Raw genomic sequence first — 13326 nt, forward strand, 5'->3', positions numbered from 1 at the left:
TTGGGCTCCATATAAAAAAGTAGGGTTTTAGAAACTTAAGTTGTTACAATAGCATAACGTATAGAAATCATGCAAGAGGATTATCTGGCAAAGTGGCTCAATAATGAACTCTCTGAGGCTGAATTATCGGAATTCAAAAAGTCTGATGAATATGCTTCCTATATGAGGATTCTAGAGGCATCAAATACTTTGGAAGCCCCTGAATTTGATATGGAGGGGGCATGGAATACCTTTAAGGGACGTCAATTCACCACTGAAACCAAGGTACGCCCATTGCATCCTTACAAGCAATTCTTAAAAATCGCTGCGGTAATTGCGATACTATTGGCAGGTTCTTATTTTTACCTGAATACCTTGGATACCACGTTTTCCACGACATTGGCAGAACGTACCGAAGTGATGTTGCCTGACAATTCAGAGGTGATTTTAAACGCTGATTCCGAAGTTTCTTTCCATAAAAATAAATGGGATAAGCAGCGTGCCGTCCAATTGAACGGAGAAGCCTTTTTCAAAGTTGCAAAAGGCAAGAAATTTACGGTTAGCACCACTGCCGGTAAGGTAACGGTTTTGGGCACACAGTTCAACGTTGAAAATAGGGAAGGCTTTTTCGAGGTCACCTGTTACGAAGGTTTGGTACGTGTTTCTTACCAAAATCAAGAACTAAAATTACCCGCCGGAAATTCATTTTTGATGATCAATGGAAAAGTAAGATCAACCGAAAAACCAAACACCACTTCCCCATCATGGGTAAACAATGAAAGTACCTTCTCAAGTATTCCCTTGAAGTTTGTTTTGAAAGAGCTCGAAAGGCAATATAATATTGAGGTGCAAGTAAAAAATATTGATGTGGAGCAATTATTTACTGGCTCGTTTAGCAACACCGATTTAAAAATAGCGTTAGAAAGTATAAGTATTCCTTCACGGATTAGTTATAAATTAGGTGAAGCTAACGTACTTTTTTATGCCGAGAACACGCCATAATAGCCTGCTAAGACTTTTTTATGGGATTGTTTTTTCGTTCATCGTAAGTCAGACCAATGCACAGGAATCGGCTAAAGTTGAACTACAATCGTATTTGGCCCAACTTGAAAACGAATACGATATCAAGTTTTCATTCGTAGATGAGGATGTTTCCAAAGTTTCCATAACCGTACCCGACTTTAATGACCTCAATGCCATTTTACAGGCCATTCACAATCAGACCCTACTTGAGATAAAAAGACTTGACGACAGATACTATACCATTGCCAAGACCCGGTTGGTCGATATCTGTGGGAAGGTCTTGGATAATTATGCGGAAAATAACATACCAGGTGCTACCGTAGAAGTGTTAGGTTCTGGTAAAGCCCTGGTTACCGACGACAACGGCTATTTTGAATTAAAGCAAGTACCCCGTAAAGCCTCACTTAAAATCAGGTATCTGGGCTATGTTACCAAGTATATCGCCATTGAGGGCCTGGCAGAATCCGACGATTGCCCTAAATTATTGCTGGCCCAGAATTTTCAAAAACTAAAAGAGGTCACGGTTTACGAATTTTTAACGTCGGGCATTACGAAGCAACAAGATGCAAGTATCACACTTAATACTGGTGAACTGGGTGTCTTGCCCGGTCTCATCGAGCCAGATGTGCTTCAAAGCGTTCAAGCTTTGCCAGGCATCAAGAGTATTGATGAAACCGTTTCAGACATTAATGTGCGAGGGGGGACCAATGATCAAAACCTTATTTTATGGAATGGGATTAAAATGTACCAATCCGGTCATTTTTTTGGTTTGATTTCTGCTTTCAATCCCTATTTGACAGACAAAGTAACCGTTTATAAAAACGGAACCCCTTCACAATATGGGGATGGCGTAAGCAGTGTCATCAGTATGGAAACAAAAAATAATATGGACGGTTTGTTTACCGGTGGAGCTGGAATAAGTTTTATCAGCGGTGATATTTTCGGTCAATTCCCCATTAAAGAGCATATCGCGTTTCAATTTTCGGCACGCCGTTCGACGACCGATTTTTTAAACACCCCTGCTTACAGTAGCTTTACGGACCGGGCTTTTCAAGATACCGAGGTGCGCAATCAACAAAATGAAGAAGTAGAGGACAATTTTGAGCGCGATGAGAATTTCTTTTTCTACGACTTTTCGGGCAAATTGCTTTATGACATCAATAGGGACCAGAAATTACGCTTAAGCTTTATAGCCATTGATAATGATTTGGATTTTACCGAGACCGACCTAAATACCGTCGAAACATCCACAAGTTTTTTAGACCAGACAAATATATCGATTGGCCTAGCCCTCACAAGCGAATGGTCGACCAGGTTTTCATCATATGTGAACGGTTATTTTTCTAGATATAGCCTAAATGCGCAAAGCCTTTTTCCAAATCAAATACAAGAGTTACGTCAAAATAATCGGGTCACCGAAAATGCGATTAAAATCGACACCAAGTATAACCTATCAGAAAAAATGGATTGGTATAATGGGTATCAATTCATTGAAACCGGTATTACGAATATCACAGAGGTGACTGAGCCTCAATTCAACAGTAAAATCATTGGTGTTATTAGAATTCACGCCCCATATAGCGAAATAAGGTACAATTCGTTTGAAGACAATTTCATTGCCAGTGGTGGCGTCAGGTTAAATTATATTGAAAATTTAGGTACATTTTCCAAAATTTTGATAGAACCCCGTGTCGATATAAATTTTAGGGTCGCCAATTATTTAAGGGCTGAAATTTTGGGAGAGTTCAAAAGCCAAAGCACCAACCAAGTCATTGATCTTGAACAAAACTTCTTAGGGATTGAAAAACGACGTTGGATCCTATCAGACGAAGATGAACTACCTGTTACCCGAAGTAGGCAGGCGTCTATCGGCTTCAACTATGCAAAGAATTCATTTTATGTCGGATTAGAAGGATTTTACAAACAAGTAGACGGTATCAGTACCAGAACACAGGGCTTTCAAAATGAAAACCAGTTCAATGGTGAAATAGGTAGCTACGAAATAAAGGGCGCAGAGTTTTTAATCAATAAAAAGGGGCAGAATTATAGCACATGGCTTAGTTACACCTATAACAAGAATGATTATACCTTTGATAGTATCGTACCACCTGGGTTTCCTAACAATCTAGATGTCAGGCATACGGTGACATTGGCAAGTACTTACACCATAAAAAAACTAAAAATGGGGGTCGGTCTCAATTATCGAACGGGAAAACCGTTTACTGCACCCGATGAAACCAACCCTATCGACAATGCGTTTTTTCCATTGCGGATCAACTATCAAGAATCGAATAGTGATCGACTTCCAGAATATTTTAGGGTCGATGCCTCAGCTACTTATTCGTTTGATGTTAGTAGAAGGGTCAAGGCAAGTACCGGCATCTCACTGCTCAACCTTACCAATCGGAGGAATATTCTTAATCGTTACTATCGTATTTCAGAAAACGACGAGATTGAGAAAGTCGAGAACACTTCTTTGGGTTTGACCCCGAATATTAGCTTCAGGATGACCTTTTAACCCTCTTCCAGTTTTGACATTACAATAACATGCGGAAAGGTAATCGCGGCCAAAAAGTAGACCATAATCGAGATGAAAAAATCCATGTTATCTTGAAAAATCATATAGATGACAACAAGACCAAGAATGGAAAGCAACCAATACATCCATGAACTCTTAAGATAGGCTACAAGCTGTGACCTGCCCGCTTTGCCATACAACAATCGAATTTGATCGGCCAAAGAAGGGATGCTATGCCATAAAATGAAATAAATGGCAAAGCCCCAAAGTAGATCAGCAACATTAAAAACAACAAAAAGTACCAACAAATAGAAAAATTCTTCAATCAGATTCGCTTTGAGCTGTTTCGTTAATCTAGCATAAAACATGACGGCCGTAAAAACGACCAGTGATAAGATCAAGACAAATTTAAGAGAGGTATCTGTTAGTCTAAATCCTGTAATCTCATGTAGTATTTGAATAGTTTTGTTTACGTTAAAATAAAATATCATAAACAAAATTAATAATCCGTATGAAGAAAACAAAACTACCTTAAAAAATCTTGACAACGTCTGCCGATCCTTAAAATGTTGTTCGCCAAAATGATACCCACTTATAAGGATAAAAGACAATAATGCCAATGGAGGATAGCTAAAAAATAGGAGAAGTGTACCAAATACTGCTGCTATATAATACAATAGGGCACTTGAATACCTTAGTGGAATGGCATTCTTAAGTGCTGCAAACCGAATCAATGTAAGATCATTGGCCCCATGCAAGACCCCAACAGTCAAAATCAAGGCATACCCTAAAAACTGTTGTACAACCGCACTGAACATTGTAGAAATCCACAGGCAAAAAAAAGTAGCAACGATAATCCCATTTTTCATTTTAAGAAAAATTTATCTATTTGTTTAAAGATATGACAAAAATATTAAACATTTTTTATGTTATTTTGTTTAATATTATTTAATTTTACTTAAACATTTTTAACTAATTCCTATATATATGAAAACGCTTTTACTTAGTATGCCGCTTTTTGCGGATGTTTCGAAAATTGCAACCGATGACTATGTCGGGTTTACATTCTTTGTGGGTTGCATGGCCATGATGGCAGCTTCTGCCTTTTTCTTTTTATCAATGAACGATTTTGATAAAAAATGGAAAACGTCGATCTTGGTTTCAGGGTTGATTACGTTTATTGCCGCAGTACACTATTGGTACATGCGTGATTATTGGGCAGGTGTAGGTGAATCCCCAACATTCTTCCGTTATGTTGATTGGGTATTGACCGTACCTTTAATGTGTGTTGAATTCTATTTGATACTTAAAGTCGCGGGAGCGAAAAAATCTTTGATGTGGAAACTGATTTTCGCCTCTGTGGTCATGCTCGTAACCGGGTACTTTGGCGAAGCTGTTTATACCACCGGGTCAGGACCAGCATTATGGGGACTTATTTCAGGTCTTGCCTATTTCTACATCGTCTATGAAATATGGTTCGGTGGAGCTAAAAAACTGGCTGAGGCTGCAGGTGGACCTATTTTGTCAGCACACAGAACATTATGTTGGTTTGTATTGGTAGGTTGGGCAATTTATCCAATAGGCTATATGGCCGGAACCACAGGATGGTATGACGGTATTTTTGAAGGCTTAAATATGGATGTCATCTATAACATCGGTGACGCCATAAACAAGATTGGATTTGGTCTTGTTGTCTACGGTGCGGCCGTTGCCGCCCGAAATAAGGCATAATCCAGTATTTAGTTGGTTACTTAGAAGAAGCCCTAACCTTAGTTTAGGGCTTCTTTGATTTGAGACAAATCATTTATTTGACCCCCTTAGGTGCTACAGGGTTAAAATTGTACATAGTCTTTAAGACATTATATAGTTCTAGGTGATTTGCGTGAAAAGTATCGGGCGTCTCTATAAAATTCTCAGTGATTACCGCTAAAAATTCATATGGATTCTTCTTGGCATAATTTCGAAAGTAACCTGAATCCAGTGTAGTAAGCGCAAATTCCTTATCGTTAAACAATCTTTCCAGTTTTCGAAAACCCCATTGAAATCGAAGGGCGCCCCATGAATTCTTGCCTTTAGTCTCAAAATAAAGTGCATGGGCAAATTCATGTATGGCCAAATTAATATTATCAGAGTCATCTTCAAATCCGAAAACCAAGGTATCGGCGGCGAAGGCCAAAGCTTTTAACCCAGGATTATACTCCCCTAAATGATAACGTTTGTTGAATGATGAATAGTAGTCCGTTGGGTGGATTACGATTCGGTGTATACTTCTTATAAATTTATAGTTCTTAAAACCCAAGGTCAATAGCATGCCTGCACTACTTATTAAAAGTATGATATCTTCTTTATCAAAGGTTTCTGACTTAAAAGTAAATGTCTTCTTTGCCCTAAACCATGCTACTCTTTTGTACAATTTTTCCTTTTGGCTTTCATCAAGATGCTTAATCGTTTCAATATGTTTAGACAGTAATCTTTTTTCAAGGTCCTTTAAAGGTATTGGCCTAAAGAAAGGGTTTAGGTCATATAGCCCTATGGCGTAATATAAGATATATAAAAAGTAGCTAAGAATGAAAAAAAGGCAGCCAAAAGCGAATATGTTGACCCAAACATTATCCAATACTACATTCTTTCTGGTACCTCAACGCCTAACAAGCGAAACGCATTTTGAATTACCCCACCAACCTTTTTAGCTAGTTGAACCCTAAATTGCCTCTTTGTTTCATTGGGCTCGCCAAGTATCGATACCTGTTGGTAAAACGAATTGAATTCCTTGACCAAATCATAGGTATAATTGGCTATCAAAGCAGGGCTGTATTGTTCAGCGGCCATTTGTACCGTTTCAGGAAACAATTGTACTTGCTTTAACAACTCCTTTTCTTTTTGGTGTAATTCCAACGTGGTTTCGAAGGCATTGGTAATTGCCATATCATCGGCTTTGCGTAAGATGGACTGTATACGGGCATAGGTGTATTGAATGAATGGACCGGTATTACCCTGAAAATCAACGGATTCCTCAGGATTGAATAGAATACGCTTTTTAGGGTCAACCTTAAGAATGTAGTATTTCAACGCCCCTAAACCAATAGTCTTGTACAACTTTTGCTTTTCTTTGTCTGAATACCCCTCTAACTTGCCCAGTTCTTCTGAGATTGAAGCAGCAGTTTGGGTCATATTATCCATCAAATCATCGGCATCGACCACGGTGCCTTCCCTGCTCTTCATTTTTCCGGATGGTAGGTCTACCATTCCATAACTCAGGTGATGTAATTTCCCCGCCCAAGAGTAGCCTAATTTTTTTAGAATCAAGAACAAGACCTTGAAATGATAATCTTGCTCGTTACCCACGGTATAGACCATACCATTGATATCTGGAAAATCGGTTACCCGCTGAATTGCCGTACCAATATCTTGGGTCATATAGACGGCCGTACCATCAGACCGCAATACTATTTTTTCATCCAACCCCTCATCAGTGAGATCGATCCAAACACTACCATCATCCTTTTTAAAGAATACCCCTTTTTCAAGTCCGTCTTTCACCACGTCACGCCCCAAAAGATAGGTGTCACTTTCGTAGTATAAGGTATCAAAATCCACACCCATATTCTTATAGGTAGTATCAAAGCCTTCATAGACCCAGCCATTCATCTTTTTCCAAAGGGCTACGATTTCGTCGTTACCAGCTTCCCATTTGCGAAGCATTTCCTGGGCTTCCACAAGTATAGGGGCCTCTTTCTCCGCTAAGTCTTTTTGCATTCCTTCGGCAACCAACTCGGCTATTTCAGCTTTATAGGCTTGATCAAAAGCCACATAATACTTCCCTACAAGATGATCCCCCTTTAGACCCGAGGATTCTGGGGTCTCACCATCACCGAACTTTTGCCAGGCCAGCATACTCTTACAAATATGGATACCGCGATCGTTAATGATCTGGGTTTTATACACTTTGTGTCCTGCAGCCTTTAAAATTTCAGCGACTGAATAACCCAAAAGGTTATTGCGAATATGCCCCAGGTGCAATGGTTTGTTGGTATTTGGTGAAGAGTACTCCACCATAATGGCATCTTTTGAATTCCCTTTGGCATATCCATAGTTCTTTTGACTACAAATCGCATTGAAAAACTCAATATAGTACTTTTCAGAGATGACCAAGTTTAAAAAGCCTTTCACTACATTATACATTGAGACCTCATCAACATGGTTTTCAAGGTATTCCCCAATTTGATTTCCAATCTGAACAGGATTACCTTTTAGCATTCGAAGCATCGGAAAAATCACTACCGTAACATCACCTTGAAAGTCTTTTCGTGTGGGTTGGAATTCAACACTGGAAAGTTGTACACCGAAAATCGCCTGTACCCCTTCTTTTACTTTCTGTTCCAAAACCTCTTGTAGCTGCATTGACTTCATATTTTAAGCGCAGCAAAACTACGTTTTTTTAAACTTTTTAGAGAAGATTAAGAAGCTTCAAACGCTTTGGTCATGGTATTTGCTTAAATTTAATCCATGCTACTAAATGTTTCGTACTCAGACAAAAAAATTACCAAGAAAATAGATGAAGCGGTCGGCAAACCCTTTACCTTGAAAGAACGTTTTAAAATGGGGGGTATTGGTTCCCCAAAATTGGGGATCGCCAAAGCCAGCGTCGAAATATACAATCTTCTGATTCTTGATAACAATACCAACATTTGTAATATTGAAATGCGGCCTAAAGGTATCATAGTCGGATTCCGCTCCCTATTGGAATCTTATGCACTAATAATTCCATATTACAAATTGACCATTTACAAGGGTGATTTTGCCGTATATTCCGTGCATGTCGATAATCATTTTATCAAAGTAAGGTCAGACACCAAAGCCATACAGAAATTCTTTAAAAAGTTATTGGACCATAAGGCTGATAATCTACCTACCTCAATAGAAGATTTATGAAGATATTACTTACTGGTGCCAACGGTTATATTGGCATGCGATTACTACCTCAGTTATTAAAAAAGGGGCATGAGGTAATCTGCGTAGTACGTGACGAAAAGCGATTGTCGGTAGATTTTAGCACTAGAAAAAAGATTCAAGTCATTGAAATCGATTTTTTGGATGAAGGTTCAGTGGATACCATTCCTAAAGATATCGACACGGCGTATTACCTTATCCATTCCATGACATCATCAATAGCCGATTTTGATGAAAAAGAGGCGATGGCAGCGCGAAGGTTCAATACACTTCTTGAGAATACCGATTGCAAACAAGTAATTTACCTTAGCGGCATCGTAAATGACAACAAGCTATCAAAACACCTCTCATCACGAAAAAATGTAGAAGATATCCTCTATCAGGGGAACTTTCATCTTACCGTACTTCGGGCTGGGATCATTGTGGGCTCAGGTAGTTCTTCTTTTGAGATAATACGTGATCTTTGCGAAAAGCTTCCCTTTATGATTACCCCGAAATGGGTGCTGACCAAATCACAACCCATCGCCATTCGGGATGTCATTAATTTTTTAATGGGGGTACTACAAAATGAGAATACCTATGATAGGTCTTTTGATATCGGTGGCCCCGATGTATTGACCTACAAACAAATGTTACATAAGTATGCCAAGGTAAGGGGCTTCAAAAATTGGATCTTCACGGTACCTATAATGACCCCAAAACTTTCATCATACTGGCTTTATTTTGTAACCTCAACGTCTTTTAAACTGGCAGTCAACTTGGTCGATAGCATGAAAATGGAAGTAGTCGCACGAGACAATGAATTGCAAGAGTTACTTGGTATTCAAACCCATACTTATGAAGAGGCCATAGCAATGGCCTTCAAAAAAATCGAGCAAAACCTAGTCATAAGCAGCTGGAAAGATAGTGTCGTCAGCGGCCAGGTAGATGAAGATCTTGAAAAATACATTCAAGTACCGAAATATGGGGTACTTAAAGACGTGCAGTCCATTACCATTGATGATGACCAAAAAGTCTTGGATAATATTTGGCGTATAGGTGGGGAACAAGGCTGGTACTATGGCAGTTGGTTATGGAAGATTCGTGGATTTCTCGACAAGTTGAATGGTGGTCCGGGCCTAAGAAGGGGGCGTACCAATGCAGATAAAATATTTCCGGGGGACGCCTTGGATTTCTGGCGCGTTTTATTGGCCGACAAAAAAACGAAACGACTTTTATTATTTGCTGAAATGCGATTACCGGGCGAGGCCTGGTTAGAATTTAAAATTGACAAGAACAATACCCTACACCAAATTGCCACGTTCAGGCCCAAAGGCCTTAGGGGTAGATTATATTGGTACAGTGTGCTCCCCTTTCACTATTTTATTTTTGGAGGTATGATTCGAAATATCGCGAAGGCCCAGTAATTGAAAATCCATAAACCCTTTCAAAAAAATCACATCTTCTGGGCAACGGTAACTGTATGATAGGCGTCTAAAAGATATAAACTTATGCCAATCAAAATATGAGATTCTTACGATCTATTTTCCTATTACTTTTCTATTTCTTGATAGTCACTGCCGAAGGCCAGACCATTACATCAAAAGTAGTTGATGCAAAGACCAAAAAGCCAATTGCTTACGCCACCGTACAATTTGCAGAAAACCAAGGCGTGATTACCAATGAAGAAGGTGTTTTTAGTTTTGCGATGGATGCCACGGACAAGAAACTTGATTCCTTCTATATTTCAAGTATAGGATACGAGAAAAAGGGATTCCCTTTCGAACATTTTTCCGATACTACCCTCTTTATAGCCCCAAAAGCTATTGAACTAGGCGGGGTTTACCTTTTTGACAAAGAGCTGTCTGTTGACGATATCATTGAAAAAATGATTCAACGAATCCCTGAGAATGCCAACAATGATCCTGTAAAACAACGGTATTTCTTACGTCAATCGATTTTTGGAAACATCCAAAAGGCGGATTTTGGTTTTGAAAAGTCGTCCATTGAAGAATTGAACAAAGAATTGATTGATAGTATTGCCGATGCCCTACCCCGATATTCGAGCCATTACACGGAGTCCCTTGGCGACTTTTACAAAACGAACAGTGCATATAAGGTAGATGTCATCAAAGCAGCTGAACTATATGACAAAAAGAATATTGGTTCATTTGAAGACCTGGCCAAACGTGTAGAGGTGATGCTGACAAAAAATGTCAAGCCCGATTCTTATTTAAAGATCAAATCAGGAATTTTTAGTCAAAAGGTTCAAGTAGATTCCATTTTGAGTGATATTGAGGCGGAAGAAGCCGAAAAGCTAGAAAAAGAACTTCAAAACGACACTATTTCTGGGTTGGTTGACGGGCAAAAACAAATTTTTGAGGAGCTACTTGGCGAAATATTTTATCAAGAGGACACCAAACTGAATGTTGTCAATAAAAATAGGAAATACGACTTCACACTTTCAGGATATTCTGAAATCGAGGAACAGGAGGTTTATGTCATTGACTTTAAACCCAAAAGAAGTGCAGACTTCAAAGGCCGCTTTTTCATCAACATCGAGGATTTTGCCGTGATGCGAATTGATTTTGAAAACTTGAAAAACCTCAAAAACTTCAGGTTACTCGGTATTTTTTATCGTGAGACACTATACAAAGGTTCCATGCAGTTTAGCAAACTCAAAAATGGTCGTTATGAACTGAAGTTTGCGGATTTTAATTTTGGGCGATGGTTAAGATTTGACCGCCCCCTTGATGTCATTGAAAAAAACAAGAACGTAAAAGGTCGGCGCAAACAAAATGAACTGCGTCTCAATATTGATTTCAGGCTTAAAAACACAAATAAGTGGGAGCTTGTCGTTTTCGAAAACACGCTTATTGACCAAACACAGTTTGACAACTTCAAAGAGGATAAAAGCAAGAAATCCACTTATATGCCAAAATACAACCCTGAATTCTGGGAAGGCTACAACATCATGGAGCCTAATCAAGCGATAAAGGGGTTTACCGTAGAAACGGAAGATTAAGCTTTAGGCAAAAACACCTCTGCCATCATACATCTTGCGCTACCGCCACCACAAGTTTCAATGGTATCTAAAGAACTATGAACGATTTTACAGTGTTTTTCAATGGCGGCTATCTGGTCTTTTCGAAGACTATGGTACGCGGTTGAGCTCATGACCATAAAACGTTGATCATCGGCACCTATGACCTGAAGCATATTACCTGCAAAACAATGCATCTGTTGTTCAGTGATGGTTATAACTTCCTTACCGTTCTTTTTCAAATGTTCAACTACGTTTTTACGCTCTTTTTTATCATCTATGGTAGCCGTACAAATAACTGCAAAGGTTTCTGCCATGGCCATCATGACATTGGTATGATATATGGGCAGGCGTTCGCCATTCACGGTTTGATTTGCCGTAAAGATAACGGGGAAGCAATCAAAATCCTCACAAAATTCAATGAACAGTTCTTCGTGGGCCCTTTCTGAGAGCGCACAATATGCCTTTTGATTTATCCTATCCTTTAAAATACTACCCGTTCCCTCTAAAAAGACCCCCTCTTCCTCAGCGGCTGTGTAATCTATAATATTGTCTATTCGAAAACCCTGCTCTTCGAGGACATCAAAAACATCCTCCCTCCTTTCCTTTCTCCTATTCTCGGCAAACATAGGGTATACCACGACGGTTCCACTATCATGAAAAGAGACCCAGTTGTTCGGAAATATGGAATCAGGGGTATCCGTCTCGACCCTATCTTCAATCACAATCACGGTCACCCCATTTTGACGAAGCACCTCGACAAAATCATCAAACTCTTTCTGGGCCCTCTTATTGATCATGTCGTTTTTGATAGCAAGGTCTTCTTGAAAATAGTTGTTCACCGCGGTCTGCTCGTTCATTCGAAAAGCAACTGGACGAATCATTAGTATGGTATTGGTAATTTGCATAGATCAAAAAAAAGTTTCGCTAAAGTAATGATTACATCAGTGATATTGTAACAAAAAAATGAGGTCATTATCTTTAAGAAAGAATAAAGAACAATGTTTAAAAAGTACCTTGGCAAATACAATGATCTTACACTGTTTCTAGTGCTTATCCCCTTTATCAACACCATTAACTATCACCTGACGTATGCCACGATCCGGTGGGATTGGTATACCTATACCACCTATGCAATAGATACGGCCACCGGATTTGTTGCATGGTACTTAATACGGATGGTAATAAATCGACTAGATATAAAAATGCCTTATGAAAGCGCTTTTTTGAAACGAATCTTATGGCAAGTTTTCATCACCAATATCGTCGCACAGGGATTCATTGTCGTTGAGACTGAAATTATCAATGCCCTATTCGGAAGTGGCCCGTTGCCCACTAAATTCTACACGTATAATTTGTTTATTTTCTTTATCTGGATATTGGTCGTAAACGGCATCTATATTGGGTTCTATTTACATCACCAATGGAGTACTTCGCAACGTGTTCATCAAGAAGAATTAAAACTACGCTCAACAGGTCTTGAAATTTTATTGGGCAATACCAGAAGAAATATTCCCTTTGAGCAAATCGTATTATTTTATGTCGATGAAAAAACCACCTATTTAAAAGACCAAGATGGCAAGGATTATATTATCGATGGCTCACTGAATAAAATTATGCCCAGTTTACCAAGCGAGCTCTTCTTTCGTCTAAACAGGAAATATATCATACATAGAAAGGCTATTATCGGCTATCGAAAAGAAGTAAACGGAAAATTGGAAGTTGAATTTCAAGTTGCTGACAACAAAGTAAAATCAATTGTAAGCCGCACCACTGCCCCGGTTTTCAAAAAATGGTATTCGGCCACCTCATTGGTGATCTGATCCAAAGAAAA

The 13326-nt window shown here is 39.0% G+C and carries 11 protein-coding genes; 7 read left to right on the forward strand and 4 right to left on the reverse strand.

Annotated features, from left to right (window positions below; genetic code table 11):
• The first annotated feature begins 69 nt into the window (after positions 1-69).
• On the forward strand, positions 70-981 hold the full coding sequence (locus tag AACM45_RS14565) for a FecR family protein (protein WP_339143598.1): 912 nt from the start codon (positions 70-72) through the stop codon (positions 979-981).
• A complete protein-coding gene (locus AACM45_RS14570) occupies positions 962-3520 on the forward strand; it encodes a TonB-dependent receptor (protein WP_339143599.1) in 2559 nt (852 codons plus the stop codon). Before AACM45_RS14565 ends, AACM45_RS14570 begins: the two co-directional genes overlap by 20 nt.
• Here AACM45_RS14570 and AACM45_RS14575 read toward each other — a convergent pair.
• Positions 3517-4389, reverse strand: coding sequence for a Brp/Blh family beta-carotene 15,15'-dioxygenase (locus tag AACM45_RS14575; RefSeq protein ID WP_339143601.1), 873 nt, complete (start codon positions 4387-4389; stop codon positions 3517-3519). The genes AACM45_RS14570 and AACM45_RS14575 overlap by 4 nt on opposite strands.
• Before the next feature lie 118 nt (positions 4390-4507).
• On the opposite strand from AACM45_RS14575, the gene AACM45_RS14580 reads away from it, so the two are divergent.
• Positions 4508-5251 carry a bacteriorhodopsin-like gene (locus AACM45_RS14580; RefSeq protein ID WP_339143602.1) on the forward strand — a complete coding sequence of 248 codons (744 nt, stop codon included), beginning with the start codon at positions 4508-4510 and terminating at the stop codon, positions 5249-5251.
• A 73-nt stretch (positions 5252-5324) separates the two neighbouring features.
• On the opposite strand, the gene AACM45_RS14585 is transcribed toward AACM45_RS14580, so the two are convergent.
• Together AACM45_RS14585 and argS are read right to left on the reverse strand one after the other, a co-directional pair.
• On the reverse strand, positions 5325-6137 hold the full coding sequence (locus tag AACM45_RS14585) for a zinc-dependent peptidase (RefSeq protein WP_339143603.1): 813 nt from the start codon (positions 6135-6137) through the stop codon (positions 5325-5327).
• Positions 6138-6139: 2 nt separating this feature from the next.
• A complete protein-coding gene (argS, locus tag AACM45_RS14590; protein ID WP_339143604.1) occupies positions 6140-7921 on the reverse strand; it encodes an arginine--tRNA ligase in 1782 nt (593 codons plus the stop codon).
• A 105-nt stretch (positions 7922-8026) separates the two neighbouring features.
• Between argS and AACM45_RS14595 the strand changes: the two genes are divergently transcribed.
• The 3 genes from AACM45_RS14595 (at position 8027) to AACM45_RS14605 (ending at position 11474) form a co-directional block, all read left to right on the forward strand.
• Positions 8027-8452 carry a hypothetical protein gene (locus AACM45_RS14595; protein WP_339143605.1) on the forward strand — a complete coding sequence of 142 codons (426 nt, stop codon included), beginning with the start codon at positions 8027-8029 and terminating at the stop codon, positions 8450-8452.
• Positions 8449-9876, forward strand: a complete 1428-nt coding sequence (locus tag AACM45_RS14600) for an SDR family oxidoreductase (protein ID WP_339143606.1) — start codon at positions 8449-8451, stop codon at positions 9874-9876. Before AACM45_RS14595 ends, AACM45_RS14600 begins: the two co-directional genes overlap by 4 nt.
• A 98-nt stretch (positions 9877-9974) precedes the next feature.
• Positions 9975-11474, forward strand: coding sequence for a carboxypeptidase-like regulatory domain-containing protein (locus AACM45_RS14605; protein ID WP_339143607.1), 1500 nt, complete (start codon positions 9975-9977; stop codon positions 11472-11474).
• Here AACM45_RS14605 and ctlX read toward each other — a convergent pair.
• On the reverse strand, positions 11471-12400 hold the full coding sequence (gene ctlX, locus AACM45_RS14610; RefSeq protein ID WP_339143608.1) for a citrulline utilization hydrolase CtlX: 930 nt from the start codon (positions 12398-12400) through the stop codon (positions 11471-11473). The genes AACM45_RS14605 and ctlX overlap by 4 nt on opposite strands.
• 93 nt (positions 12401-12493) lie before the next feature.
• On the opposite strand from ctlX, the gene AACM45_RS14615 reads away from it, so the two are divergent.
• Complete coding sequence (locus AACM45_RS14615; protein ID WP_339143609.1) at positions 12494-13315, forward strand: LytR/AlgR family response regulator transcription factor; 822 nt, start codon at positions 12494-12496, stop codon at positions 13313-13315.
• Positions 13316-13326: the final 11 nt, after the last annotated feature.

The organism is Croceitalea sp. MTPC5 (assembly GCF_036985505.1).
In the GTDB taxonomy this organism is placed as follows: domain Bacteria; phylum Bacteroidota; class Bacteroidia; order Flavobacteriales; family Flavobacteriaceae; genus Croceitalea.

Bases quoted from the DNA above. Each gene is read 5' to 3' on its own strand.
- AACM45_RS14615 (WP_339143609.1), top strand. From the start codon at position 12,494: ATGTTTAAAAAGTACCTTGGCAAATACAATGATCTTACACTGTTTCTA.
- AACM45_RS14580 (WP_339143602.1), top strand. From the start codon at position 4,508: ATGAAAACGCTTTTACTTAGTATGCCGCTTTTTGCGGATGTTTCGAAA.
- AACM45_RS14570 (WP_339143599.1), top strand. From the start codon at position 962: ATGCCGAGAACACGCCATAATAGCCTGCTAAGACTTTTTTATGGGATT.
- argS (WP_339143604.1), bottom strand. From the start codon at position 7,921: ATGCAGCTACAAGAGGTTTTGGAACAGAAAGTAAAAGAAGGGGTACAG.
- AACM45_RS14600 (WP_339143606.1), top strand. From the start codon at position 8,449: ATGAAGATATTACTTACTGGTGCCAACGGTTATATTGGCATGCGATTA.
- AACM45_RS14595 (WP_339143605.1), top strand. From the start codon at position 8,027: ATGCTACTAAATGTTTCGTACTCAGACAAAAAAATTACCAAGAAAATA.
- ctlX (WP_339143608.1), bottom strand. From the start codon at position 12,400: ATGCAAATTACCAATACCATACTAATGATTCGTCCAGTTGCTTTTCGA.
- AACM45_RS14605 (WP_339143607.1), top strand. From the start codon at position 9,975: ATGAGATTCTTACGATCTATTTTCCTATTACTTTTCTATTTCTTGATA.
- AACM45_RS14575 (WP_339143601.1), bottom strand. From the start codon at position 4,389: ATGAAAAATGGGATTATCGTTGCTACTTTTTTTTGCCTGTGGATTTCT.
- AACM45_RS14565 (WP_339143598.1), top strand. From the start codon at position 70: ATGCAAGAGGATTATCTGGCAAAGTGGCTCAATAATGAACTCTCTGAG.